Source organism: Pseudomonas sp. EpS/L25 (assembly GCF_001512295.1).
Lineage (GTDB): Bacteria > Pseudomonadota > Gammaproteobacteria > Pseudomonadales > Pseudomonadaceae > Chryseomonas.
Genome location: NZ_LNUP01000011.1, coordinates 1 through 24,422 on the forward strand (window position 1 = coordinate 1; position 24,422 = coordinate 24,422).

21 protein-coding genes and 1 pseudogene are annotated in these 24,422 nt (G+C 63.2%); 6 read left to right on the forward strand and 16 right to left on the reverse strand.

Annotated elements, in window-relative coordinates; translation table 11 throughout:
• Nucleotides 1–133: pseudogene (locus AR540_RS09055) on the forward strand (IS5/IS1182 family transposase); the annotation flags it as partial.
• Between the two features lie 824 nt (nucleotides 134–957).
• Nucleotides 958–2,151, forward strand: a complete 1,194-nt coding sequence (locus AR540_RS09060) for a hypothetical protein (protein ID WP_236712036.1) — start codon at nucleotides 958–960, stop codon at nucleotides 2,149–2,151.
• Nucleotides 2,152–2,517: 366 nt separating this feature from the next.
• Here the strand turns inward: AR540_RS09060 and AR540_RS09065 are convergent, their stop codons facing one another.
• The 14 genes from AR540_RS09065 to AR540_RS09125 form a co-directional block, all read right to left on the reverse strand.
• A complete protein-coding gene (locus tag AR540_RS09065) occupies nucleotides 2,518–3,705 on the reverse strand; it encodes a type II toxin-antitoxin system HipA family toxin (protein ID WP_059228163.1) in 1,188 nt (395 codons plus the stop codon).
• A complete protein-coding gene (locus AR540_RS09070) occupies nucleotides 3,705–3,956 on the reverse strand; it encodes a helix-turn-helix transcriptional regulator (RefSeq protein WP_059229708.1) in 252 nt (83 codons plus the stop codon). Before AR540_RS09070 ends, AR540_RS09065 begins: the two co-directional genes overlap by 1 nt.
• 137 nt (nucleotides 3,957–4,093) lie before the next feature.
• Complete coding sequence (locus AR540_RS09075; protein ID WP_059228165.1) at nucleotides 4,094–4,675, reverse strand: DUF4337 domain-containing protein; 582 nt, start codon at nucleotides 4,673–4,675, stop codon at nucleotides 4,094–4,096.
• Nucleotides 4,676–4,733: 58 nt separating this feature from the next.
• On the reverse strand, nucleotides 4,734–5,993 hold the full coding sequence (locus AR540_RS09080; protein WP_177339212.1) for an acyltransferase family protein: 1,260 nt from the start codon (nucleotides 5,991–5,993) through the stop codon (nucleotides 4,734–4,736).
• Nucleotides 5,994–6,127: 134 nt separating this feature from the next.
• Nucleotides 6,128–7,006 (reverse strand): SMP-30/gluconolactonase/LRE family protein, encoded by an 879-nt coding sequence (locus AR540_RS09085; protein ID WP_059228169.1) that lies wholly within the window; start codon nucleotides 7,004–7,006, stop codon nucleotides 6,128–6,130.
• A gap of 10 nt (nucleotides 7,007–7,016) precedes the next feature.
• Nucleotides 7,017–7,835, reverse strand: a complete 819-nt coding sequence (locus AR540_RS09090; RefSeq protein WP_059228171.1) for an NAD-dependent epimerase/dehydratase family protein — start codon at nucleotides 7,833–7,835, stop codon at nucleotides 7,017–7,019.
• Nucleotides 7,836–7,994: 159 nt separating this feature from the next.
• On the reverse strand, nucleotides 7,995–9,206 hold the full coding sequence (locus AR540_RS09095) for a hybrid sensor histidine kinase/response regulator (protein WP_059228172.1): 1,212 nt from the start codon (nucleotides 9,204–9,206) through the stop codon (nucleotides 7,995–7,997).
• Complete coding sequence (locus tag AR540_RS09100) at nucleotides 9,199–9,786, reverse strand: chemotaxis protein CheB (protein ID WP_059228173.1); 588 nt, start codon at nucleotides 9,784–9,786, stop codon at nucleotides 9,199–9,201. The genes AR540_RS09095 and AR540_RS09100 overlap by 8 nt, the downstream gene beginning before the upstream one ends.
• Nucleotide 9,787: 1 nt before the next feature.
• Nucleotides 9,788–10,606 (reverse strand): CheR family methyltransferase, encoded by an 819-nt coding sequence (locus AR540_RS09105; RefSeq protein ID WP_059228175.1) that lies wholly within the window; start codon nucleotides 10,604–10,606, stop codon nucleotides 9,788–9,790.
• Nucleotides 10,607–10,609: 3 nt separating this feature from the next.
• Nucleotides 10,610–14,134, reverse strand: a complete 3,525-nt coding sequence (locus AR540_RS09110) for a response regulator (protein WP_059228177.1) — start codon at nucleotides 14,132–14,134, stop codon at nucleotides 10,610–10,612.
• Nucleotides 14,135–14,394: 260 nt separating this feature from the next.
• A complete protein-coding gene (locus AR540_RS24400) occupies nucleotides 14,395–14,553 on the reverse strand; it encodes a YqaE/Pmp3 family membrane protein (RefSeq protein ID WP_007159763.1) in 159 nt (52 codons plus the stop codon).
• Nucleotides 14,554–14,912: 359 nt separating this feature from the next.
• Complete coding sequence (locus tag AR540_RS09115; protein WP_059228179.1) at nucleotides 14,913–16,682, reverse strand: acyl-CoA dehydrogenase C-terminal domain-containing protein; 1,770 nt, start codon at nucleotides 16,680–16,682, stop codon at nucleotides 14,913–14,915.
• 186 nt (nucleotides 16,683–16,868) lie between these two features.
• Nucleotides 16,869–18,674, reverse strand: coding sequence for a phenylacyl-CoA dehydrogenase (locus AR540_RS09120; RefSeq protein WP_059228180.1), 1,806 nt, complete (start codon nucleotides 18,672–18,674; stop codon nucleotides 16,869–16,871).
• Nucleotides 18,675–18,797: 123 nt separating this feature from the next.
• Nucleotides 18,798–19,121, reverse strand: a complete 324-nt coding sequence (locus AR540_RS09125) for a thioredoxin family protein (protein WP_059228183.1) — start codon at nucleotides 19,119–19,121, stop codon at nucleotides 18,798–18,800.
• 341 nt (nucleotides 19,122–19,462) lie between these two features.
• Between AR540_RS09125 and AR540_RS09130 the strand changes: the two genes are divergently transcribed.
• Both AR540_RS09130 and AR540_RS09135 read left to right on the forward strand, forming a co-directional pair.
• On the forward strand, nucleotides 19,463–20,797 hold the full coding sequence (locus tag AR540_RS09130) for an MFS transporter (protein ID WP_059228185.1): 1,335 nt from the start codon (nucleotides 19,463–19,465) through the stop codon (nucleotides 20,795–20,797).
• 70 nt (nucleotides 20,798–20,867) lie between these two features.
• On the forward strand, nucleotides 20,868–21,290 hold the full coding sequence (locus AR540_RS09135; protein ID WP_059228187.1) for a DUF1810 domain-containing protein: 423 nt from the start codon (nucleotides 20,868–20,870) through the stop codon (nucleotides 21,288–21,290).
• A gap of 242 nt (nucleotides 21,291–21,532) precedes the next feature.
• On the opposite strand, the gene AR540_RS09140 is transcribed toward AR540_RS09135, so the two are convergent.
• Nucleotides 21,533–22,108 carry a cupin domain-containing protein gene (locus AR540_RS09140; RefSeq protein WP_082706961.1) on the reverse strand — a complete coding sequence of 192 codons (576 nt, stop codon included), beginning with the start codon at nucleotides 22,106–22,108 and terminating at the stop codon, nucleotides 21,533–21,535.
• Between the two features lie 311 nt (nucleotides 22,109–22,419).
• On the opposite strand from AR540_RS09140, the gene AR540_RS09145 reads away from it, so the two are divergent.
• Entirely contained in the window at nucleotides 22,420–23,256 is an 837-nt protein-coding gene (locus AR540_RS09145) for an isocitrate lyase/PEP mutase family protein (RefSeq protein ID WP_059228189.1), read from the forward strand.
• Here AR540_RS09145 and AR540_RS09150 read toward each other — a convergent pair.
• The gene (locus AR540_RS09150; RefSeq protein ID WP_059228191.1) at nucleotides 23,253–23,954 is read right to left on the reverse strand and encodes an alpha/beta fold hydrolase; all 702 of its coding nucleotides are present in this window, start codon (nucleotides 23,952–23,954) and stop codon (nucleotides 23,253–23,255) included. The genes AR540_RS09145 and AR540_RS09150 overlap by 4 nt on opposite strands.
• Before the next feature lie 113 nt (nucleotides 23,955–24,067).
• Between AR540_RS09150 and AR540_RS09155 the strand changes: the two genes are divergently transcribed.
• Nucleotides 24,068–24,364 (forward strand): hypothetical protein, encoded by a 297-nt coding sequence (locus AR540_RS09155; RefSeq protein ID WP_059228193.1) that lies wholly within the window; start codon nucleotides 24,068–24,070, stop codon nucleotides 24,362–24,364.
• Nucleotides 24,365–24,422 lie beyond the last annotated feature (58 nt).

The window sequence follows — 24,422 nt, forward strand, 5'->3', positions numbered from 1 at the left end:
GATGTTCGGCTGGCTGAAGGAGAGTCGCAGGATCGGCACTCGCTACGACAAGCTGGCAAAAAGTTTCGCGGCGATGGTCACGCTCGCTTGCACGCTGCGCTGTCTGCGCCAGTATTTTTCGTACAGAGCCTAGGAGTTCAATTCGATCACGAAAATCATATCAGAAATAGCTTTGAACTTCTGAAAGACATGAGCAACAACGAACACCAAACAATTAAAACATTTATTAAAGCAAACGACTATACTCTCAATTTCTATTCTTGCGAGGAAATGCTTGAAGCGTACATAACCGACATCAAAAATAGCAATAACATAAATCTAAATGATATAGATATTTTATTTGCTGCGCTCTGTGCGTTTGTAGAATACCACGGTGAGAAATTGAAATGAGAGCAATACTTAAATTTAATCGGCTATTTGTCAGCTCCGAATCAAATAAAGTTTGCTTCTACTGTGAGTTCTCGCCAGGCGCAAACATAATTAGCGGGCGCAACACTTCGGGAAAGAGCTCACTAATATTAAGCTTGATTTATACCTTTGGCATTAATGATATCAAAGAGAGCCTGGCTGAGATCCTAAGCTACCAGCCAACATTCAGAGTGGACTTTTCTAAGACAACTGAGGACCAAGAAGATAAATACTCTATTATAAGAACACAAAAGTCGATCTACATTAAAGAGCCGACCGGAAAAGTTGTACCTTTTCACGGCATTAATGCCGACAATAGTGCTGAGCACATCGCATTGAAGGAATACGTGCGAGACCTAGTTGGATTCACTCTGCAGCTTGAGCAAAAAGGTGAGCTAAAACCAGCCCCTCTCGAAAGCATGTTCCTGCCATATTATATTTCGCAGTCTGTAGGCTGGGTGTATTTGCGTGAGTCGTTTTCCAATCTTCAATACTACAAAGGCTTTAAAGACGACTACCTAAACTACTACTTAGGCGTAAGTAATAGCTTTGATCGCGTTGAGCACAGACAGCTCACACAAAGAAGAGACAACCTATCGGCCGATATTAACAATCTCAGGCGGTACGGGAAAAAAGCTGAATTCCAATTTGCCAAACTCGTCGACGAAACGTTCGGGGGCACAGGCAAAGGAGTACGTAGATGGATATATAAAAATATCAAACTCACTTAATGAAGAAAGAAGAAAGCACATAAACCTCTGCAACAAGCTTTCCTTATTACAAAACCACCACAAAATCCTCAAAAAAACCAAAAGCAATATCAAGAAACAAAACTATAACGATGTGGATCGCTGCCCAGCCTGCACACAAGTTCTCACTTATTCCCTAGAAGGCTTATACAGCCACTATCAAAAATACAACGACACCGTAGAGCTTGAGTCACACATCACAGAGCAATTAACAGATAAAAAATCAGAAATCCATACATCCAGCAAGAAAATTAATAACATAACTAGTGAAATATATAAAAACTACGGCACCCTAATAAGCAAAGCCATTGATGGAGTTACTTTTGACCAATGGCTGTCGAACAAAGCTAACGCTGCGCTATACAGAAAAATGCAAGCCGATATTGAAACGCTTGAGAGTGAACTAAAGAGGATAAAATTTTCCCTTGACTCAATGACCACAGAACAAGAAACCTTAACAAAGCGAAACAGTAAAGAAGCTGAGTTTAAAAGAATTTTTGTGAAATACATGTCATTACTGGAACTAAAACCGCTAACCGACAGCAGGTATCTAGATCTTTACAAAATTAGCTCTTTCCCTCGGCAAGGTGTTGAGCTTCACAAGACAATAATGGCTTATCACTTTGCACTGAACTCTTTAATCGCGAACTCAAAATCGGCCCACAGATTACCATTTTTGCTAGATGCGATCCTCAAAGAGGACATTGACGAAACCAACCTCAACATCATCCTATCATTCATCGGCAAGAGTCTACCTTCGGATACGCAGGCTTTCATTTCTGTATCTGAGCACATCAAGGAAGAAACTTGTCCTGATGAAACTTCAAATCCCATGGAAAGAATTAAAGCTGGCGAAATCAAAGAAATTTATTTCCCTGAAAACTCTAAGCTTATCTACATTGGAGAGGGAAAATTAGAACGCAGCTTCCTTTCTCAGCCTCTCGACAAGCACCAAGAGATTCATATAGATACCGTTAACATAATGGCAGTTTAAGTTTCCCATGTAAAACTGCCTAATTGGTGAAGAGAAATTTACTGTGAGAGCACGCATCTAGCTGCTGAGTCATGAATAACAGCCTGACTACCGTTTATCGGAAAAAAGCAGTGCGTTGGCAGTACAGTATACAGATTTTACTAAATTACGCTTAGAACACCCTACAGTGCTATTTTCAGCTAACTATACATACCCTAGGCTACAAATGGTTTCGCTGGGCTTGCAACGTTTCTAGTTAACTCAGAATCCTTTGGGTCCACGGTTCGAGTCCGTGTAGGCCCACTAGCTTCAAGAGCCGCGCGTTGCGCGGCTTTTTTGTGCCTGGGTTTTGGGCTTTTGCCCTGTCTTTTCCGACTCCTTACTGCTTTAGCCGAACGTCTGCACGAAGGGCGCGGCGCTGTGCCGGATGGCAGCGAAGACCTGTGGCGCCTGGCTGCAAAGCTCAGTCGAACACTGCAGAACTCGCTCCAGCGCTTCCAGCTGGGCGCGGATCACCTCGACCGGTCGTTCAACGTCACAGACATGAGCGAAATCCAGCAAACCCTGACGTGAGGCGAACAAAGACTTGTTACCCATCAGCTCCAACGCCAGCACATCCTCAGGAATGTAGGCAGTGGTGTTGACGATGTCATAGGCGGGCGCCAGCCGGGCATCACGCTGGGCAGGATCGGCGTAGAGCAATCCGAAGTTCTTCAGATGAGCATCGCCATTACCGAGGATGCAGCTCAGGCTCACCATGGCGAAGAGTTGGGCCAACGAGGGGCGGACGTGTTCGGGTGCGCAAAACAGGCGAATGGCCTTGGCGATGGCCGAGTAGCTCTTGCTGTATTTCTGCTCTGCCGCCAAGCCCATCAGCGCGGCCATGTCTTCGAAGCCGATAGGTTCGAGATGTTCGTCGCGGTCGAAACGGCGCATGACGAAGAGCTTGGCATTGCTGGAAAGATGGAATTCGGGCACCGGAATGCCCGCTTCCCGCGCCACGGACATGCAGAGGTATTCGTTGATCGCCAGGCCCGGAAACTCGTCGCGGCCACTCTTGATGATCAACTCGGCGGTTCTCGACGTGAAGCGGGCATCCTCCCGCTCAGGTACCAAGACCTTGGGCTGCACGCCGGAGATACCGGCGCGCAGGATGTAGCGATCCACCAATTCGACGAACAGGTCTTCCGTGCCATCCCAGGCGAGGATCTCGCTAAGCCGTTCGCCTGGAAAGCGCTGGCGCTCCAGCAAGGCATCGATCTCGGGAGAAGCGACCGTCACGCGGCCGATGGGCGAGCTACTGCCGGTGAGCGCCAGCAGGGCCATGGGATCGAGAGGGACCAACTTGGCCAGCCGGTTACGTAGCTGCTCAAGTACGTAACCTTCCGGTAAATTCATCTGGAAGATCGGATGCAGCTCGCGGCGGCGATAGTCATCCAGGCGCACCGGCATCAGCAAACTGACGGCGGCCTGCGCAGAGGCTTCATCTTGGTAACGGAATAGGTAATCGCCATCCTGAGATACGAGCGCTCCGCTCTCGCCTGACGGGGTTGCGACGCGCAGCCGGGTCTTCATCAGTCGAACACCCCTTGGATCTCGTCCAATGTCGGCAAGGCGGCGGGGACTACCGCCAGCTCGCAATCCAAGGCTGCGAGCGCACGCGCATAGGCGGCCATACCGACACGAGGGTCTCCCCGCTCCACGGCGATGATTTTCTGGCGGGTAAGCCCTGCCAGTTCGGCGAGGTTTGCCTGGGTCAAGCCTCGATTAAGGCGACGCTGGCGGAGTTGGCTGCCGAGGCGTTGGCCGATCAGCTCGCTGTCCATGTTCTGCATACGTAACAAAGTCGATGACTTGTAACGTATACGAAACCCGAAAGCCTGGTAAAGCTAATTCTATCGCTCGTAGCAGGCTCTTCTCTTCGAGGGCCGCCTGACGGTCGCTATCTGCAATACCTTGATGGCTAGACATGCAAAAGCGCCAATACCCCAACCACCACCCCTGCCCCCGCCACCCCATACACAGCCACCTGCAACCACCGCCGCCGCGTCAGCAAGGTGATGGCGGCCAGGGAGATGGCGACCTGCATCAGCATGGTGGCTTGGGCCCAGCGGTGGTGGCGGTGGAGTTGGGTTTCGCTCAGGGATTCGTTGGCTTGTACCTTCACTTCCAGGGCTTCGGCCTTGGTGCGGATCTCGGCCTTTTGCTGGGCGTAGCGTTGGCTGTCCTGGGTGAAGCGTTGGGCGGTAGCGGGATCGCTGGCGAGGGCGGCGCCTAGGTCGGCGAGATTCTGTTTTTCGCCCTTGGCCTGGTAGTAGCCCCACTGGTTGGCGGATTCGGTCTTGGCGATGGCTTCTTCGTTCTTGTAGTAGAGCGCCAGGCTCTCGGCGTTGCCGCCCTGGTAGGCGCAGAGGGCGCCTAGCGTCGCCAGGATGGCGGTGGTGACGGCGATGCGGCCGGTGAGGCTGTCGCGGCGATGAGCGCCGTGGGCGGCGTGCTCCACTTCGTGGTCGTGGGGGCCATGGACTTCGTATTCGCTGGACAAGGCTCAGCTCCGCTGCGGATTCCTGCGGCGAGGCTAGCCGGGCTGGCTTAAGGCCTTCTTAAGAGTTGGGCAGGCGCGCCTGTAGCCAGCGGCGTAGCGGACCGGCCACCCAGCGCTGCATGGCCAAGCCGAGCAGGACGATGAGTACCAGGTGCAGCGGCAGCATCCAGCCGGGAATGGGGATGGGCAGTGCCAGGGCCTCGCCGACGTCTTCGGCCAGGTCTTCGAGGCTGTCGCCGGCCAGGTGCATCCAGCCCAGCAGGGTGCGGGTCCAGGGTTCGAGCACGGCGATCAGCGGGGTATGGACGGCGAAGATGCACAGCGAGGCCTCGCCGAGGCGCTGGGCCAGGCGGCGCACACCGGCGCGGCCGGGCTCGCCGAAGGTGGCGCAGGCCAGCAGTACCGCGGCCTGGAAGGGCGTCAGCAAGCCGTTGTGGACCAGGTAGAACCAGCGACGGCCATCGCCCTCCAGCAGCAGGGCGCCGAGCCACAGGCCGGTGAGGCCGAATAGCAGCAGGGGTACGCGCAGGCGCTGGGTCGTCTCGGCCACCCAGGGCTCCTGCATGGCGCGATAGAGCAGGATGCCGAGCAGGAATTCCGGCAGGCGGATCAGCGGATTGCGGTGGATGACGCCCACGGTGACGGTGTCGAAGGCCTGGGCCCAGGTGGCCAGCAGCGGACCGAGCAGATAGAGCCCCCAGAGCGTGGCGGCCGCCAAGGCCCAGCGACGCAGGCGCATCAGTCGCGGGCCGAGCAATGGGAACAGCAGGTAGAAGAACAGCAGAGCCGAGATCGACCAGGCGGCGCCGTTGAGCCAGAGGAAGCGCGGCTCCCAGGACTGCAGCAGGAGCAGTTGCAAGAGCACATGGGTAGTGGCGGCCAGCCAGGACAGCGGCAGCATCTCCTCCAGCTCGTTGCCCTCCTCCAGGTGCAGGTAGGGGTGCTGGTTGTAGTAGACCGGCACCCCGTGCTCCAGCCAGGAATCCTGGGACAGCCAATAGGCCAGCCCCAGCGCGACCAGCAGGGTGAGCAGATGGATCGGATAGAGATTGCACAGGCGGCGCAGCACGAAGCCGCGGGAGCTGCCCTTGAGTGCGCCCTGGCGATCCAGACTGACGTGGGCCAGCAGGAAGCCGGAGAGCAGGAAGAAGGTGCTGGTGGCGAAGAAGCCCATGCCGGCCAGGCGGCGGAAGGCATCCGGTAGATCGCTGTAGAGCCCACCCAGGTGGTAGACGACCATATACAGCGCCATGAGGAATCTCAGCCATTCCAGGCCGTAGTAACGGACAGTAGGGCGCAGGGCGGCGGGAATCGTCATGGCGGGCAGTACGGCGGTAAAGCCTGATTATAAGCCGCCCAGGCGCCGAACCTGGCACAGGAGATGACAAAACCATGACAATCGGTGTCCCGACGTTACCGGACACCGATCAGGACGCGGTTTCGTCCTTCCCGCTAACCAGCGAAAGCCGGCTCCGCCAGACCCTGTATCCCAGGGTCGAGGGCGAACAGACCGCCCGCCAGTGGCTGGTCGCTGAGGTCACCACTTGGGCGGATGGAGGTGACGAACAGGGTGTCCAGGTTGCGCCCGCCGAAGGCGCACATGGCGGGCTTCTTGACCGGCACGGCCAGGGAGCGATCCAGGCGGCCATCCGGGGTGAAGCGATGGATAAGGCCGGCGTCGTTGCCACAGATCCAGTAGCAGCCGTCGACGTCCACCGCCGCGCCATCGGGCCGGCCGGGATGGGCATTCATGTCGACGAACAGTCGCCGGTTGCTGGGCGTGCCCGAATCGGGGTCGTAGTCGAAGGCCCAGATCAGCTGGCGGCTGGGATGGGAGTCGGACAGGTAGAGGGTGCGGCCGTCGGGACTCAGAGCCACGCCATTGGGGACGATGAGGTCGTCCAGCAACAGCCGGGCGCCCTCGCCTGCCGAATGGCTGTAGAGACGGCCAGCCGCAATACCCCGGGCCATGTCCTGCACCATGGTGCCCACCAGGAAGCGGCCCTGGCGGTCGCAGCGACCGTCGTTGCATCGCATCGCCGACTGGGCATGGTCGAGGGTGACCAGCCGTTCGCCACTCAGCTCGCCGGAGGCTTCGGGCTGCAGGGCGAACAGGCCGCTTTCCAGGCCAGCGAGCCAGCCACCGCCGACGCGGGCAGCGATGCAGGCGAGCATTTCCGGCGCGCTCCAGCTGTCCAGGGCACCGGCCGGGGTCCAGCGGTGCAGGCGCTTGGCGGGGATGTCGACCCAGTAGAGCGCCTGTTCGGCGACCTGCCAGACCGGGCACTCGCCGGTGGCGTTGCGGGCATCGACGAGCAGTTCGGCAGTCATTGCAGGCATCTCAGTCGTCGAAGGGGCCGGTGGCGACGAAGGCACCGCCCTGGTACACCCGCGACGGATCATCCGCCGCCGGCAGGGGCTGGGCCTCGACCTTGGCGCGGAATTGTTCGGAGCTGTCCTTGGGCTGGAAGCCCAGGTGCGCGGCCAGGCGGTTGTCCCACCAGCTGTCGCGGTTGTTGGAGGCGCCGTAGACGATGGTGTGGCCGACGTCGGGGGTGGTCAGGCTGCGCAGGATGAGGTCGGTGAGGTCTGCGTAGCTCAGCCAGGTGGCGAGCATGCGGCGGTTCTGCGCCTCGGGAAAGGAGGAGCCGATGCGGATGCTCACCGTTTCGATGCCATGGCGGTCGAAATAGAAGCTGGCCAGGTCTTCGCCGAAGGCCTTGGACAGGCCGTAGTAGCTGTCCGGGCGCTGGGGCACGCTGGCGTCGATGCGCTGGTCCTGCCGGTAAAAGCCGATGACGTGGTTGGAGCTGGCGAAGACGATGCGCTTCACGCCATGGCGGCGCGCGGCCTCATAGAGGTTGAAGGTGCCGCGGATGTTGGCTTCGAGAATGGGCTCGAAGGCGTGCTCGGTGGAGATGCCACCGAAATGCAGGATGGCATCGACGCCTTCCACCAGGGCATGGACGCCGGCCTTGTCCGCCAGGTCGCAGGTGACCACCTCTTCCGCCGCATCTTGAGCGGGTTCCATCGGGGCGATGTCGGACAGGCGCAGGATCTCGGCGTGGGGCTTGAGCCGCTGGCGCAGCTCCTTGCCCAGACCGCCAGCGGCACCGGTCAGCAGCAGACGATGGAAGGGTGACGACTGGACTTCGGACATGACGGGCGCCTTCTTATGGAGTTATCTGGCAAGAGGTACGACATCCCACCTCTTTTCTGGATTCTCGCGGCTGCCCGGTATCCTGTCAATGCCGCCCAACGCTCGGCCGAGGCAGTCAAGCCACGCTCGGCCCCAGGCGAGTATTACGTCACCCCAGACTCAGGCGACGCTCACCGATGCAGGCAGACAGGGCAGCCGCAGGCGGAAGGTCGCCCCCTGCCCGGCGATGCTTTCCACGTGCAGACTGCCGCGGTGCGCCTTGACGATCTGGTCGGCGATGTAAAGACCGAGGCCCAGACCGGCAATGTTCTCGGTGCCGGTAGCTCGTTCGAACTGACGGAAGATCAGCGCCTGGTGCTCCACCGGAATACCGATGCCCTGGTCCTTGACGCTCAACTCCACCTCGGCACCGTCACTGCGCAGGCTGATTTGCACCGGGCGGCCCGCGCCATAACGCATGGCGTTGGTCAGCAGGTTGGTGATCACCTGTTCGATGCGGAATTCGTCCCAGAACCCCGGTGCCGGGCCTTCCGCGTGCAGCTCGACCGGGCAGCCGGCGGCGGCGAATTGCGAGGTGAAACTGTCCACCACGGTCTTGACCAGGGCGGCCAGATCGCACTGCGAGGGCCGGATGGACAGCTTGCCGGTGCGGATGCGCGAGATGTCGAGCATGTCATCGATCAGGTGCACCAGGCGCTGGATCTGGCGTTCGTCGCGCTCGGCCATGCCAGCCAGCTTGTCGGGGGTGAAAGCCTCCAGCTTGCCCTTGTCCAGGTACATGCGGCGCAGCTGGGCTTCGAGCATCAGGGTGTTGAGCGGCGTCTTGAGTTCGTGGGAGACCATGGACATGAAGTCGTCGCGGGTCCGCACCGCCTGCTGCAGTTCCACCTGGGTCTGGCGCAACTCGGCGAGCAGCACCTCCTGCTCCTGGCGGCTCTGCTCCAGGGCCACCAGCTGCTCGGCCAGGCGCTTGCGGTGCCAGTAGAGGTCGACGAACACCCGGGTCTTGCTCTTGACCGCATGGACGTCGAGGGGCTTGTGCAGGAAGTCCACCGCGCCGCTCTCGTAGCCCTTGAAGGCATAGTTCAGGTCGCGACCGGCGGCGCTGACGAAGACGATGGGGATATGCCGGGTCTTTTCCAGGCCCCGCATCATTTCCGCCAGTTCGAAGCCGTTCATGCCCGGCATCTGCACATCGAGGATCGCCAGGGCGAATTCGTGCATCAGTAGCAGTTCCAGCGCCGCCTCGGCGGAGGTGGCCTGGAAGATCTCCAGCTCCTCGCTGCGCAGCAAGGCTTCCAGTGCCAGGAGATTCTCCGGCAGGTCGTCTACGAGCAGGAGCTTCGCCTGTTCGACGGGTACATCAGCCATGGTCGCGTTCCAGCTCGATGAGCATTAGATGGATGCCCGGCACATCCAGCACGAAATCCGGGTGGAATCTCTTCAACGCCGCCTCGGGCATGGTCGGCACCTCGGCCGATTGCGGCGACTGGACCACCGTCACGCCACCGGCCTTGGCCAGGGCGTGCAGGCCGCTGGCGCCATCGTGGTTGGCACCGGTCAGCAGGATGCCGCAGACCTGCTCGCCCAGGGCATCGGCGGCGCTGTCGAACAGCACGTCGATGGACGGCCGGGAAAACTGCACCGGCTCGTCGCGCGACAGCGAGAGGGTCAGGTCGTCCTCCACCAGCAGGTGATAGCCCGGGGGCGCGAAATACAGGCTGCCCGGCAGTATAGCCTCCTTGTCCTCGGCTTCACGGACGCGCAAGGCGAGCCGGGCCTGGAACAGCTCGGCCAGCCGTGAGGCGCGGTCGTCCGGTAGGTGCAGCACCACGGCGATCGGCAGGCGATAGCTGGCCGGCAGCCCGCTGAACAGACGCAACAGCACCTGCAGGCCACCGGCGGAGGCGCCGATGACGATCAGGCGCAAGGGCTTCACGGGAGGGAACATGCTAGAGCCTGCGGAACAGTCGTTCCTGCTTCACCACCGGCTCGAAGTGGTTGGCATAGGCGGAGAAGTCCAGCGACTCCTTGCTGCCCAGGCCGAGAAAGCCGCGGTGACTCAGGGACTCGTGGAACAACCCGAGCGCCCGATTCTGCAGTTGCTTGTTGAAGTAGATGAGCACGTTGCGGCAGGACACCAGTTGCGTCTCGGAGAAGACGCTGTCGGTGGCCAGGCTGTGGTCGGCGAAGGTCACGTTGGCGATCAGCGACTTGTCGAACAGGGCGCCGTCGTAGGCCGCGGTGTAGTAGTCGGAAAAGGCCTGGGTGCCGCCGGCTTTCTGGTAGCTGGCGGTATAGGCGCGCATCTTCTCCAGCGGGAAGATGCCCTGGCGGGCCTTCTCCATGGAGCGGGGATTGATGTCGGTGGCGTAGAACAGGGTGCGCTCGAGCAATCCCTCTTCCTTGAAGAGGATGGCCATGGAGAAGACTTCTTCGCCGGTGCTGCAGCCAGCGATCCACACCTTGAGCGAGGGATAGGTGCGCAGCACCGGCACCACCTGCTCGCGCAGGGCGAGGAAGTAGCCCGGATCGCGGAACATCTCGCTCACCGGGATGGTGATGAACTGCAGCAACTCGGCGAACAGCGCCGGATCGCGCAGCACCCGCTCCTGCAGCGCCGAGATGCTCGGACAGTCGAAGCGCGTCAGCGCCTGCAGCACCCGGCGCTTGAGCGAGGCCTTGGAGTAGTTGCGGAAGTCGTGGCTGTACCTCAGGAAGATGCCTTCCAGCAGCAACCTCAGCTCGATGTCCTGCAACCTTTCGCTCATGACCTACAGGCGCTCCAGCGACGGCATCCAGACGCGGATCAGCGAGAACAGTCGATCCAGGTCGATGGGCTTGGCCAGGTAGTCGCTGGCCCCGGCGGCGAGGCAACGCTCCTGATCGTCCTTCATGGCCTTGGCGGTGATGGCGATGATCGGCAGCTTCTTCATGTGCGGCCGCTTGCGGATCTCGCGCATGGCCTCGTAGCCATCCATCATCGGCATCATGATGTCCATCAGCACCAGGTCGATGGTGTCGCTGTTGTCGAGCTTCTCCAGCGCCTCCAGGCCATTGCGGGCGATCTCCACCTTGGCGCCCTTCTGCTCCAGGGCGCTGGTGAGGGCGAAGATGTTGCGCACGTCGTCGTCCACCAGCAGCAGGGTGCGGCCGTCGAAGGCCTTCTCGCGGCTACGGGCGCTTTCCAGCATGCGCTGGCGATCCAGCGGCATGTCGGCTTCGATCTTGTGCAGGAACAGCGTCACCTCGTCGAGTAGCCGCTCCGGTGAGCGCGCGCCCTTGATGATGATGGAGCGCGAATACTTGAGCAGCGCGGCTTCTTCGTCGCGGGTCAGGCTGCGCCCGGTGTAGACGATCACCGGCGGGAAGGAGCAGATGTCTTCACTGGCCATGCGCTGGAGCAGTTCGCCACCTTCCATGTCGGGCAGCTTGAGGTCGATGACCATGCAGTCGTAGACCTCGTTGCGCAGCAATTCCAGCGCCTGGCTGCCCATCTCCACCGCGGTGATCTCCACGTCGACGTCGCCGATCAGCTTGGCGATGCTGTCGCGCTGCAAGGCGTCGTCCTCCACCAGCAGCACCCGCTTGAGGCCGGCGGCGAACTTGGCTTCCAGGCGATTGAAGGCTTCCCTGAGCTCGTCGCGGGTGGTGGGCTTGATGGCATAGCCGACCGCGCCCATGTGCATGGCGGTCTCGATGCGATCCGAGGCCGAGACCACGTGCACCGGGATGTGCCGGGTCAATGGATTCTCCTTGAGCCGCTCCAGCACCGTGAGGCCGGAATGATCCGGCAGGCCCATGTCCAGCAGGATGGCGTCGGGCCGGTATTCCAGGGCGGCAGCGAAGCCTTCCTCGGCGCGATGGGCCACCAGGCAGCTGTACTTCAGCTCATGGGCGAGATCGAAAAGGATCTGCGCGAAGGGCACCTCGTCCTCGATCACCAGTACCCGGCGATCCGGATAGGGCCAGCTGTCGCGGTCGTCGGCGAAGGCCGTGCCGACCGGCGCCGCCGCCTCGGTGATCGGAGGTGCCGGTTGCGGACGCGGCGCGGCGGTCACCGCCGGCACAGAGGCAGGCGCGGCAACCGCGGTCGGAGCGCTGTCCGGCGTCACCGGCAGACTGGGCGCAGCGGCCTCCTGGTACTCCAGCGGCAGGCGCAGGATGAAGGTACTGCCTTCCCCCGGCTGGCTGGTGACGCTCAGGGTGCCGCCCAGCAGCAGCGCCAGATCGCGGGAGATCGACAGCCCCAGTCCGGTACCGCCGTAACGCCGGGTAATGGCGCCATCGGCCTGGCGGAAGGCCTCGAAGATCAGCTCCTGCTGCTCGGCGGCGATGCCGATGCCGGTATCGCTCACTGCGAAGCTGGGCTGGCCATCCTCTAGCGAGAGGCGCAAGGTGACCTGGCCGTGCTCGGTGAACTTGAAGGCATTGGACAGCAGGTTCTTGAGGATCTGCTCGACCCGCTGGCGGTCGCTGTAGAAGGACGGCGGCATGCGCGCATCCAGCTCAACCACGAAGGCGACACCCTTGTTCTGGGCCACCGGCTCGAAGGCGGTCTTCAGGCTCTCCACCAGGCGGCGCAGGGAAACCTGCTCCGGACGGATCTCCAGCATGCCGGCCTCGACCTTGGAGATGTCGAGGATGTCGTTGATCAGGGTGAGCAGGTCGTTGCCCGCCGAATAGATGGACTCGGCGTAGCGCACCTGCTCGTCGCTCAGGTTGCCGGCGGGGTTGTCCGCCAGCAGCTTGGACAGGATCAGCGAGCTGTTCAGCGGGGTGCGCAGCTCGTGGGACATGTTCGCCAGGAATTCGGACTTGTACTGGCTGGCGCGCTCCAGCTCACGGGCGCGCTCTTCGAGCATCTCCTGGGCTTCGTTGAGCCGGCTGTTGCGGTCATCCAGTACGTCGCGCTGCTGCAGCAGCTCCTGGGCCTGCTCCGACAGCTGCTCGTTGGTCTGCTCCAGCTCCGCCTGCTGCTGCTCCAGATGGACCTGGGACTCCTTGAGCGCCTGGGACTGTTCTTCCAGCTCTTCGTTGGCGGTGCGCAATTCTTCCTGCTGCACCTGCAATTCCTCGTTGAGCTGCTGGGTTTCCGCCAGCACCTGCTGCAGCCGCTCGCGATAGCGCGCGGCCTCCACCGAGGAACCGATGGAGTCGGCGATCAGCGTGAGCAGCTCTTCGTCCTGCGGCCGCAGGGCGCGCAGGAAGCCCAACTCGATCACGCCATTGACCCGGCCATCGTTCTCGATGGGCACGATGAGCGCGGCGCTGGCTTCGCGGTCGCCCAGTGCCGAGTTGACCTTGAGATAGTCGGCCGGCAACCGGTCCAGCGCCACGGTGCGCCCCTCAAGCACCGCCTGCCCGGCGAGCCCCTCGCCCGGTGCCAGGCGCTGGCGACGCCGCCGGCCCTCGTCGTCCAGGGCATAGTCGGCGACCCGTTCGAGACTGCCGTCGTCGAGGCGCACATAGAGCGCGCCCGCAGCGGCGCCCAGGTAGCGCGCGAGGAATTGCAGGATGCTCTGCCCCAGGGTCCCCAGCGCCGTCTGGCCGATGACGGCCTCCGACAATTGATTCTGTCCCGAGCGGAACCAGCTCTGCCGCTCCAGATTCTCGGTGTGCTCGGCCTGCTGGTCGAGCAGGCGGTTGTAGGTCGCGGACAGCCTCAGCAGTTCGCGCCGGCCGAAGAAGGCCATGACCGCCGAGAGCAGCAGGCTGACCACCAGGAAGGCGACGACGAAGACTACCGTCATCCGGCTGGCCGTCTCGGTACGCTCGGCGCGCATCTGCTCTTCGTAGGCGATGAAATCGGTGTAGTCGCGACGGATGCTGTCGATGCGGTTCTTGCCCTGGCCATCGTTCAGCGAGGTCTGGAAGTCGCCACCGGTGCGGCGCGCGTCTATGACCTGCGCGGCGTACTGCTGCCAGTCGCGGTGGGTGGCCTGGATGCGCTCCAGGCGCCGCACCTGCACCGCGCTGTCGCTGACCAGATCCTTGAGCTCCTCGAGCTGCGGCTCGACCTGGGGCAGGGCCCGTTCGTAGGGCTGCAGGAAGCTCGTGTTGCCGCTGAGCAGGTAGCCGCGCATGCCGGTTTCCAGGTCGACCACCAGGCGGAAATTGGCGTTGGCCTGGCTGATGACTCGGTCGGTATGCTCGACCCACTGGGTCACCCGCAGCAGATAAAGGATGATGGCGATGAAGAAGATCGCGCTGAAGACGCCGATACTCAGGGGCAGGGTCAGGTTGCGTTTGAGGATCTTGCTGAAGTGCGTCTGATCGAGAAGCGACTCGCGATTCATGGGGTCTGAAAGCCTTGTACAGGACGAAACGAGCGGCGACGGCAAAGCCTCCACCTGCGGGAGTGTGCCGTCACCGATCGGAGCGCGATCCAAAGCTGCGCAACGGTCCTGCCCGGCAGGATCAACACGCGACGAACGAACTCAGGCGCCTCGCTGTAGCAGTCACAGCCCTGGCGACCGTCGGCGCCTTCATCTCGGCTAGGTCCGACTCGCAGGCCAGCGGCAGGCTCCAGGCGGGACGAGAGCCTTGGCGCCTCGTATCAGCGACGGGCAATCACCCAGACCGCGTGGATGATACCCGGAATGTAGCCCAGCAGTGTCAGCAGGATGTTCAGCCAGAAGGCGCCGCCGAAGCCGACCTGGAGGAAGACACCCACGGGCGGCAGGATGATGGCGAAGATCAGGCGGATGAGGTCCATTTCAGGCTCCAGTACAGGGCGGACGAGAAGATGCCTCTAAGACTGGTACGGCCTGAATCAGGTTCCGGCAGGCAATAAAAAACCCCGCCGAAGCGGGGTTTCGCAGACTTAACCCGACATCCTTGTCGGGCCGCCAATCCTTGGCCATCTATCCCTGAGAGTCTCTGCCCGACATCCTTGCCGGGGGGCCATCCTGGCCACATTTCCTTGAAGTCATCTGGAGCGCTGGGTACATCCTGTACCGCGATCCGATGGGTGTAGATTACGCAGCCTCCCGCGCCTGGGCGATGGCTTATCGCGGCGACATGATGTACGCCGTGGCTTACACCGCTACGCTTTTTGCCTTGCCGGTCAACAGCTTAGAAAGCCTCCTCAGCCAGGGCGTAGAGCGGCTGCGAGCCACTGCGCACGGCGGCCGCCAGGCTCAGGGTGCGCGGTAACAGCCGGGCGAAATAGAAGCGTGCGGTAGCCAGCTTGGCCGCGGCGAAGGACGCCTCCTCTCCCGTGGCCGCCGCCGCGGCCCGCGCCCATAGATAGCCATAGGCGACATAGCCGAACAGATGCAGGTAATCCACCGAGGCGGCACCCAGCTGCTGGGCATCGGCAGCGCCGGCCTGCAGCAGCCATTCGGTCACGCCGTCCAGCTGATCCAGCGCCTGGCGCAGGGGCGCGGCGAATTCATCGTCCGCCGGCAGGCCGGTGAGATACTGGTGTACCTCTTCGCTGAAGGGCCGATAGAGGGCACCGCGGCTCCCCGCCAGCTTGCGACCCACCAGGTCGAGGGCCTGGATACCGTTGGTGCCCTCGTAGATCTGGGTGATACGCACGTCGCGCACCAGTTGCTCCTGGCCCCATTCGCGGATGTAGCCATGGCCGCCGAACACCTGCTGCCCGGCCACGCACAGCTCCAGGCCGAGATCGGTGAGGAAGCCCTTGGCCACCGGGGTGAGTAGCGCCACCAGGGCCTCGGCGCGTTCGCGCTCGGCCAGCTCCGGGCTGTACTTGGCGGTGTCCAGTTGCAAGGCGACGTAGCTGGAGAACAGGCGGCCACCTTCGTTGAGCGCCTTCATGGTCAGCAGCATGCGCCGCACGTCGGGATGGACGATGATGGGATCGGCGCTCTTGGCCGGCTGCTGGACGCCGGCGGGCGAACGGCTCTGCAGGCGCTCGCGGGCATAGGCCAGGGCGTTCTGGTAGGAGCGTTCGCTCGACCCCAGGCCCTGGATGCCGACACCCAGGCGCTCGTAGTTCATCATGGTGAACATGGCGGCCAGGCCCTTATTGACCTCGCCCACCAGGTAGCCGACCGCGCCGTCGAAGTTCATCACGCAGGTGGCCGCGCCCTTGATGCCCATCTTGTGCTCCAGGGAGCCGCAGGCCACGGCGTTGCGCTCACCGAGGTTACCCGCCTCGTCCACCAGGATCTTGGGCACCAGGAACAGCGAGATGCCCTTGGAACCGGCGGGGGCATCGGGCAGCTTGGCCAGCACCAGGTGGATGATGTTCTCGGTGAGGTCGTGCTCACCGGCGGTGATGAAGATCTTGGTGCCGGTGACGCGGTAGCTGCCGTCGGCCTGGGGCTCGGCACGGGTGCGGATCAGGCCCAGGTCGGTACCGGCATGGGGCTCGGTCAGGCACATGGAGCCGGACCACTGGCCGCTGTAGAGATTGGGCAGGTAGGCCTGCTTCAGTTCTTCGCTGCCATGGGCGTGCAGGGCGAGGCAGGCACCGGCGCTGAGCATCGGGTAGAGCCCGAAGGCCAGGCAGCTGGCGTGCATCATCTCTTCGACCTGCGCGGTAAGCACCTTGGGCATGCCCATGCCGCCGTATTCGGGATCACCACCGACGCCGACCCAGCCGCCCTCGGCGAAGGCCTGGTAGGCCGCGCGGAAGCCCTGGGGCGTGGTCACCTCGCCGTCTTTCCAGTGACAGCCTTCCTCGTCGGAATTGCGATTGAGCGGCGCCAGCTCCTGGGCGCACAGCTTGCCGGCTTCCTCGAGGATGGCATCGGCGGTCTCGCCGTCGACCACCTCGGCCAGCGCGGGCCACTGGCTCCAGCGCTCCTTGACCTTGAGGACGGCATCCAGCACGAAACGGATGTCGCGAAGCGGCGGGGTGTAATCAGCCATGTCGAGTCTCCTCGGAAGATGTTCTTGTCGGTATGACCCGAGTGTAAGACCGAACCGGAAGGGAGACATAGGTTCATGAACTGACCCGACGGTCAGCCGATCGGAGGTCTGCACCGGCTGGATTTTCGCGGCCGCGAAAAGGCGAAAACCCCGCCGGAGCGGGGTTTTCAGTGGCGCTGCGACGGCTTAGTAACCGAGGGCGAAGTCCTCCTCGGCCAGGGCCATCAGGCTGCCGGGGCCGGCCAGCAACGCTTCGGCATGGGCGCGGGTACGGGGCAGCAGGCGCTGGTAGTAGAAGCGCGCGGTGGCCAGCTTGGCCTGGTAGAAGGCGGCCTCGTCGGTACCGGCGGCCAGCTGCTCGGCGGCGACCCGGGCCATATCGGCCCAGAAGTACGCCAGGCAGCAGTAGCCGGAGTACATCAGGTAGTCGACGGCGGCGGCCCCCACTTCCTCGCGATCCTTCATGGCGGCCATGCCGACCTTGAGGGTGATCTCGCCCCACTCCTTGTTCAGCTTCGCCAGCGGTTCGACGAAGGCCTTGAGTTCGGCGTTCTCGGCATTGGCCTGGCAGAACTTGTGCACCACCTTGGTGAAGGCCTTGAGCGATTCGCCCTGGGTCATCAGCACCTTGCGACCCAGCAGGTCGATGGCCTGGATGCCCGTGGTGCCCTCGTAGAGCATGGCGATACGGGCATCGCGCAGGTTCTGCTCCATGCCCCACTCGGCGATGTAGCCGTGGCCACCGTAGATCTGCACGCCGTGGCTGGCCGCTTCGAAGCCGACCTCGGTCATGAAGGCCTTGGCGATGGGCGTCAGGAAAGCCAGCTGGGTCTCGACCTGCTGCTTCTGCTCCTCGTCCTGGCTGTACTTGAGAATGTCCACCAGCTTGGCGGTGTAGTAGATCATCGCCCGGCTGCCTTCGGCGAAGGCCTTCATGGTCAGCAGCATGCGGCGCACATCGGGGTGCACGATGATGGGATCGGCGGGCTTATCCGGCGCCTTGGGCCCGGTCAGGGACCTCATCTGCAGACGCTCGCGGGCGTACTTCAGGCCACCCTGGAAGGCCACCTCGGCATGGGCCAGGCCCTGCAGGGCGGTGCCGATGCGGGCGAAGTTCATGAAGGTGAACATGCAGTTCAGGCCGCGATTCGGCGGGCCTATCAGGAAGCCGGTGGCGCCATCGAAGTTCATCACGCAGGTGGCGTTGCCGTGGATGCCCATCTTGTGTTCCAGGGAACCGCAGTGCACGGCGTTGCGCTCGCCGGCGGCACCGCTGGCGTCGGGCAGGCGCTTGGGCACGATGAACAGCGAGATGCCCTTGGTGCCGGCGGGGGCGTCGGGCAGGCGGGCCAGGACGATGTGGACGATGTTCTCGGCCATGTCGTGCTCACCGGCGGAGATGAAGATCTTGGTGCCGGTGATGGCGTAGCTGCCGTCAGGACGCGGCTCGGCCTTGGTGCGCAGCATGCCCAGGTCGGAACCGCAGTGGGGCTCGGTCAGGCACATAGTGCCGGTCCATTCGCCGGTCACCAGCTTCTCCAGATAGGTGTGCTTCTGCTCGTCGGTGCCGTGCTGTTCCAGGGTGTTCATGGCACCGTGGGACAGGCCGGGGTACATGCCCCAGGACCAGTTGGCCTGGCCGACCATTTCCGACAGGGAAATGCCGAGGGATTCGGGCAGGCCCTGGCCACCGTGGGCCGGGTTGTGCGCCAGGCTCGGCCAGCCCCCTTCGACGAACTGGGCATAGGCCTCCTTGAAGCCGTCGGGCGTCTTCACGCCTTCCTCGCTCCAGGTGCAGCCCTGCTGGTCGCCGATACGATTGAGGGGTGCCAGCACCTGCTCGCAGAACTTGGCGCCTTCTTCGAGAATGGCGGAGACCATGTCGGGAGTGGCGTCGCCGCAGCCGGGCAGGCTCTGGTAGTGCGCGTCATAACCCAGCAGTTCGTCGCGAACGAAGCGGATGTCCCGCAGGGGGGCCTTGTATTCGGGCATGACTGTTACCTCTTGGCGAATGCTTGTTGTCGAGGAAGGCGGGCCGCTGCCCGCGAGCGTTTAAACAGTTGTTTGAAACTTATGTTCTAGCCCTGTCCTTGTCAAGCGGCGACGGGCGACCGGTCAGTCCGCCAGCGCCAGCATTTCGTCCAGCGCCTGGCCATCACGCGGCCGCACCAGCCGCGCCAGTTCCTGGCCGTCCCGCAGCAGGATCAGCGTCGGCCAGAGCTTGATGCGGAAGCTGCGTCCCAGACGGCGCCCGGAGCCGTCCTCGATCTTGAGATGGCGCACGGCCGGGCGCTCCGCCAGGACGGTGGCGAGCGGTGGCTGAACGGCGCGGCAGTGACCGCACCAGGGCGCGCCGAACTCCAGCAGGGTCACCCCCGGCAGGGCATCGACCTCGGTCCGCGTGGGTTCCTGGGCGGCATAGGCGGTGGTCATGGACATGGGCGGCTCCTGAAGTCGGTTCCAACGGTGGAAAAGTCGCTGCGGGGACTGCCCGCAGGCGGGAAAAGGACTAGTGTGGTTTTTCAGAAGTTACCTACACAATTTTGGTGGCGCTTTTTCGGCCTGGGCTTTGTTGTCACTCCTCGCCATAGCCCTGCTATGACTCGTCGCGGCGCCTAGCCCAGTCGGAACGCCGAACCGCCCAAAAATCACTCGCCAATTCTTGCGCGAACTTCTGAAACACCACACTAGCGTCGATCCTGCGGTACGCCCCGCTTCCACCACCATAAACAAGGCGCCCCCGTTCTGCCTCCGTATCCTTCTTTTCCCTGAGGCCCGCCATGAGTCAGACAGCGACGTCCGTTTCCCCCGCCACCCTGCGCAAGGTCATCTCCGCCGCCTCCATCGGCAACTTCGTCGAGTGGTTCGATTTCGCCCTCTACGGCTTTCTCGCCACCCTGCTCGCCGCGCACTTCTTTCCCAGTGGCGATGCCACCGCCGGGCTCCTCAAGACCTTCGCCGTTTTCGCCGTGGCCTTCGCCTTCCGGCCGCTGGGCGGCATCGTTTTCGGACTGCTCGGCGATCGCATCGGCCGCAAGCGCACCCTGGCGCTGACCATCCTGATCATGGCCGGCGCCACCGCGCTGATCGGCATCCTGCCCAGCTACGCCACTATCGGCATCTGGGCACCGATCCTGCTGACGGCTATCCGCTGTGCCCAGGGCTTTTCCGCGGGCGGCGAATATGCCGGGGCCTGCGCCTACGTGATGGAGCATTCGCCGCACGATCGCCGTGGCCGCTACGGCAGCTTCGTACCGGTCTCCACCTTCCTCGCCTTCGCCAGCGCGGCCCTCACCGCCTGGGGACTGGAGCGCCTGCTGGGTGCCACGGCCATGGCCGACTGGGGCTGGCGCATACCCTTCCTGGCCGCTGCCCCACTGGGCCTGATCGGCCTCTACCTGCGCCTGAAGCTCGACGAGACCCCGGCCTTCCAGGCCCTGGAAGCCGGCCATGAGGTCAGTCATTCGCCGCTGGGCGAGACGCTGCGCCTGCAAGGCCGTTCCATCCTGCGTCTGGGCGCCTTCATCTCGCTGACGGCATTGTCCTTCTACATGTTCACCACCTATTTCTCGACCTACCTGCAGGTCGCCGGCGGCTTCGACCGGGCCGCGGCCCTGGCCATCAGCCTGATCACCCTGTTCGCCGCCGCCAGCGCCTGCCCGCTGCTGGGGCGGGTCACCGACCGCATCGGCCGCCGCCTGACCACGGTGCTGGCCAGCCTGGTACTGGCCGTCGGCGTCTATCCGGCGCTGCTACTGGCCAGCAGCGGCCAGTTCGGCTCGGCCCTGCTGGGTTGCCTGCTGCTGGGCGCGGGCGCGGTGCTGTGCAATGTGGTGACGGCGCCGCTGCTCAGCGAGGTGTTCCCGACCCGTACCCGCTACACCGCCGGGGCCATCACCTACAACCTGGCCTACACCATCTTCGGTGGCACCGCGCCGCTGATGGCGACCTGGCTGATCGGCGCCACCGGCAGCAATCTCTCGCCGGCGCTCTACCTGATTCTGGTCGCCCTGCTCGGCCTGGTCGGTGGCCTGAGCCTGCCCGAGACCTCGCGGATCGATCTGGACGAGATCCCCGACGGCCGCGAGCCCGGCTATCGCGCGGTACGCGGCTGACCGCTCGTCCCATCGGTGGCACTTCCTCCGGGACGGCCTGCCGATAGGCAAAAGGCCAGGAGTTTCCGCCATGCCCGCCGCTCATGATCTGCAACGCTTCATCGACGCCCAGGCCGGCACCTACGCGACCGCCCTGGCGGAGATTCGCGCCGGCCGCAAGCGCAGCCACTGGATGTGGTTCGTCTTCCCGCAGATCCAGGGGCTCGGTCGCAGCGAGACGGCGCAGCGCTACGCCATCGCCTCCCGCGAAGAGGCCAGCGCCTACCTGGCGCATCCCCTGTTGGGACCACGGCTGCGCGAGATCACCACGGCGGCGCTGGAGCATCCCGAGCTAACCGCCATGGCGCTGTTCGGGCAGCCGGACGACCTCAAGTTCCACTCCAGCCTGACCCTCTTCGCCGCCGTGGCCGAGGACCCCGAGCCCTTTCGCCAGGCCCTGAAGACCTTCTTCGCCGGCCAGCCGGACGAGGCGACCCTGGAGCGACTCTGCTAAGAACCTGTTCACGATCTCGCGAGCTAGAGACAAACAAGGCGCAACGACCATCGGGAGTAACAGCCAACGGCTGGCCCGAAGGGTGAGCGCTAGCGAATCAAATGCCTGAGGAAGCGGATCGGACCCGCGCTCGGGTTTACGAGTGGTAAATGAGCATTGCGACGGGACCGCCCAGGTGGGGCTGGCCTTCCAGGGCATTTTCAACGCCGTTTGGCCGACGCGCAGCAGATCGTGAACAGGTTCTAACGCCAGAGTCCCTCGCGGCCAGTCACGGGATCGGTCGCCGGCAAGGGCACCTGGGCGATCAGCTCCAGTGACCGGGCATGGGCCGCCGGATCGGCGCGCTGGGTGATGAACGCTTCCTGGCCGGGCGGATAAGCCCCTATCACCAGAAAATCCGCGCTGGACGCCAGACTGCGATGGCCGGTCCCCGCCGGGAGCACCACCACGTCGCCCGCTGCCACGCTCACGTCCTGCCCCTGCTCGCCACCCAGGCGCAGGGTCGCCTCGCCCTGGGCCACACCGAGCACTTCATGGGCGTTGGGGTGATAGTGGTGGTAATCGTAGACGCCGTAGCGCCACTGCGGCGGCCAGTCGTGCTCGGCGAACAACCGCTCCAGCGCTGCCGCCCGGTCGCTCCCCTGCAGGGGCAGTTGGCGATAGAGCAACACCGGCAGGCGGCTGTTGGGAATGATGCCGTCATCGGCGAAGTACAGTCGCTCGGGCTCGTTGCCGGTGGCTGGAGCGGCCAGGGCCAGAACGCTGGGCGCGAGGCCCAGCACCAGGGACAGGATGGACAGGGGTTGGTGACGACGCATGGCGATTCCTCGACAGGGTTCGTCCAGTGGAGAGGCTGGGCGAGTCCGGGTTCCTGGCGCTGGACGAAACCTAGTGTGGTGTTTCAGTAGTTCGCGCAAGAATTGGCGAGTGTTTTTTGTTCGGTTCGGCGCCCCGAATGGGCTAGGCGCCGCGACGAGTCATAGCAGGGCTATGGCGAGGAGTGGCAACGACGTCCAGGGCGGTCCGCCGCTGCGGACAAAAAGCGCCGCCAAAATTGTGTAGGTAACGTCTGAAACACCACACTAGCTCTGCCTGGCTATAGTTGCTTCGCCATCCAGAGGGAACGCCCATGACGGATCAACGACAAAAATTCGCTCGTTTCCAGCATCTGCATGCCATGCAGGGAGCCTTCGTCATTCCCAACCCTTGGGATGCCGGCTCCGCACGACTGCTGACTAGTCTAGGCTTCGAGGCCCTGGCTACCAGCAGTGCCGGCTACGCCTTCGCCAAGGGCAAGCGCGACTCCAGCGCCACGCTCAGCCGTGAAGAACTGCTGGCCAACGCCGCGGAAATCGTCGCCGCCACCCACCTACCGGTATCGGCTGACCTGGAAGCGGGGTTCGGTACGGCCCCGGAAACCTGCGCCGAAACCATCCGCCTGGCCTGTAACGTGGGACTGGTGGGCGGCTCCGTCGAGGATGCGACCGGCGATCCGGCCAGCCCGCTCTATGATTTTTCCTTGGCGGTGGAGCGTATCCAGGCCGCTGCGGAAGCCGCGCGGGGACGTCCTTTTCTCTTGACCGCGCGCGCCGAGAACTACCTGTGCGGCCGCCCGGATCTGGATGACACCATCAGACGCCTGCAGGCCTTCTCCGCGGCGGGAGCGGATGTACTCTACGCACCGGGATTGCCGGATCTGGAGTCGATAAAAACGGTCTGTGCGGCTGTCGACAAGCCGGTGAACGTGGTCATGGGTCTCGCCGGCCCGACCTTTTCGGTCGCGGAGCTCGCCGCAGCGGGGGTCCGGCGGATCAGCGTGGGCGGCTCCTTCGCCCGCGCCGCCTTCGGCGCGCTGCTGAGGGCGGCCCAGGAGGTACGCACCCAGGGCACTTTCAGTTACGCCCAGGAGGCTATACCGGGCGCGCAGCTAGCCGCACTGCTTGAACCGACAGAAGTGCAAGGCTAAGCCAACCACTCCCGCAGCAGCGTCGTGGTCCGCTCGGGCAATTCCAGCGGTGGCAGGTGACCGCACTCGTCCAGCACCACCAGGCGCGAACCCTGGATGCCCTGGTGCATCAGCTCGGCTTCGGCAGGCGGGGTGAGCTGGTCCTGGGCGCCGACCACGACCAGGGTCGGCACCTGGATGGTGGCCAAGGTCGGGCGCGAGTCGGGCCGGTCGATGATCGCCCGTTGCTGGCGCAGGAAGGCCTCCTTGCCCACGGCCTTGCCCATGGCCACCACGGTATCGGCGACCGGGCTGTCCAGGCGCGAGGCATGGATAAGCCGCGGCAGCAGCTGTGGGCTGATGCCGAGGAAACGGCCGCGCTCGGCCAGTTCGAGCATGGCCCGGCGCTGGGCGGCACGTGCTTCGCCATCCGGGCTGGCCATGGTGTCGAACAGGGCCAGCCGCGCCACTCGCTCCGGTGCCTGGCGCAGGATCTCGAAGGCGACGTAGCCACCCATGGACAGCGCGCCCAGGGCGAAGCGCGGCGGTGCTTCGGCCAACACCCGCCGGGCCATGGCGGCGATGCTGGCGTCGCGGGTGAGATCGGGGATGAGCACGGGGCAGATGGCGGCCAGGTCGGCAGCCTGGGTGGCCCAGAGACGCTCGTCACAGAGCAGGCCAGGGAGCAGGACCAGGGGCAAGGCAGGGGTGGTTGTCATTTCGCAGGGACTTGAAGGGTACGACGGAAAACGCGCAGTGTAGCGCGGATCGCTGGCGAACCCGGCGGGCTTTGCGGGTTCCAAGGGACATTGCCAAGGATTCGGAAACATCCATGCGTACTGAAGGCTTCTTCGACTGGCTCGGCGCGGCGCTCGGCCAGGTCATCCGCTTCATCATCGACCTCTTCGGCTCGGTTCTCGGTGGTATCGCCGACGCCGTGCACGACTTTCTCCATGGCATGGCCCGCTCCATCGGCATGGACGACTCCTACATCAGCTTCGTCGTCCTCGCCATCGGCCTGCTGCTGCTCTATGCCGCGGTGCGGGCCTTCATGGCCCGCTCGATTGTCGGCGGCGTCATCTGGCTGATCCTCGGCCTGATGGTGATGAGCTGGCTGATCCGCGGCTGACTGGTGACCAGGCCCTCGGCCTGGCACAGTAGGGGCCTGTTCTCGGCATGGATGCCGA

What these genes read in the sequence shown, in the direction of transcription:
- AR540_RS09095 (WP_059228172.1), bottom strand. Translation starts at nt 9,206, where the DNA reads ATGGCTGATGTACCCGTCGAACAGGCGAAGCTCCTGCTCGTAGACGAC.
- AR540_RS09110 (WP_059228177.1), bottom strand. Translation starts at nt 14,134, where the DNA reads ATGAATCGCGAGTCGCTTCTCGATCAGACGCACTTCAGCAAGATCCTC.
- AR540_RS09065 (WP_059228163.1), bottom strand. Translation starts at nt 3,705, where the DNA reads ATGAAGACCCGGCTGCGCGTCGCAACCCCGTCAGGCGAGAGCGGAGCG.
- AR540_RS09100 (WP_059228173.1), bottom strand. Translation starts at nt 9,786, where the DNA reads ATGTTCCCTCCCGTGAAGCCCTTGCGCCTGATCGTCATCGGCGCCTCC.
- AR540_RS09140 (WP_082706961.1), bottom strand. Translation starts at nt 22,108, where the DNA reads ATGCGTCGTCACCAACCCCTGTCCATCCTGTCCCTGGTGCTGGGCCTC.
- AR540_RS09130 (WP_059228185.1), top strand. Translation starts at nt 19,463, where the DNA reads ATGAGTCAGACAGCGACGTCCGTTTCCCCCGCCACCCTGCGCAAGGTC.
- AR540_RS09115 (WP_059228179.1), bottom strand. Translation starts at nt 16,682, where the DNA reads ATGGCTGATTACACCCCGCCGCTTCGCGACATCCGTTTCGTGCTGGAT.
- AR540_RS09105 (WP_059228175.1), bottom strand. Translation starts at nt 10,606, where the DNA reads ATGAGCGAAAGGTTGCAGGACATCGAGCTGAGGTTGCTGCTGGAAGGC.
- AR540_RS09150 (WP_059228191.1), bottom strand. Translation starts at nt 23,954, where the DNA reads ATGACAACCACCCCTGCCTTGCCCCTGGTCCTGCTCCCTGGCCTGCTC.
- AR540_RS09125 (WP_059228183.1), bottom strand. Translation starts at nt 19,121, where the DNA reads ATGTCCATGACCACCGCCTATGCCGCCCAGGAACCCACGCGGACCGAG.
- AR540_RS09135 (WP_059228187.1), top strand. Translation starts at nt 20,868, where the DNA reads ATGCCCGCCGCTCATGATCTGCAACGCTTCATCGACGCCCAGGCCGGC.
- AR540_RS09120 (WP_059228180.1), bottom strand. Translation starts at nt 18,674, where the DNA reads ATGCCCGAATACAAGGCCCCCCTGCGGGACATCCGCTTCGTTCGCGAC.
- AR540_RS09085 (WP_059228169.1), bottom strand. Translation starts at nt 7,006, where the DNA reads ATGACTGCCGAACTGCTCGTCGATGCCCGCAACGCCACCGGCGAGTGC.
- AR540_RS09090 (WP_059228171.1), bottom strand. Translation starts at nt 7,835, where the DNA reads ATGTCCGAAGTCCAGTCGTCACCCTTCCATCGTCTGCTGCTGACCGGT.
- AR540_RS09080 (WP_177339212.1), bottom strand. Translation starts at nt 5,993, where the DNA reads ATGACGATTCCCGCCGCCCTGCGCCCTACTGTCCGTTACTACGGCCTG.
- AR540_RS09145 (WP_059228189.1), top strand. Translation starts at nt 22,420, where the DNA reads ATGACGGATCAACGACAAAAATTCGCTCGTTTCCAGCATCTGCATGCC.
- AR540_RS09155 (WP_059228193.1), top strand. Translation starts at nt 24,068, where the DNA reads ATGCGTACTGAAGGCTTCTTCGACTGGCTCGGCGCGGCGCTCGGCCAG.
- AR540_RS09070 (WP_059229708.1), bottom strand. Translation starts at nt 3,956, where the DNA reads ATGGACAGCGAGCTGATCGGCCAACGCCTCGGCAGCCAACTCCGCCAG.
- AR540_RS24400 (WP_007159763.1), bottom strand. Translation starts at nt 14,553, where the DNA reads ATGGACCTCATCCGCCTGATCTTCGCCATCATCCTGCCGCCCGTGGGT.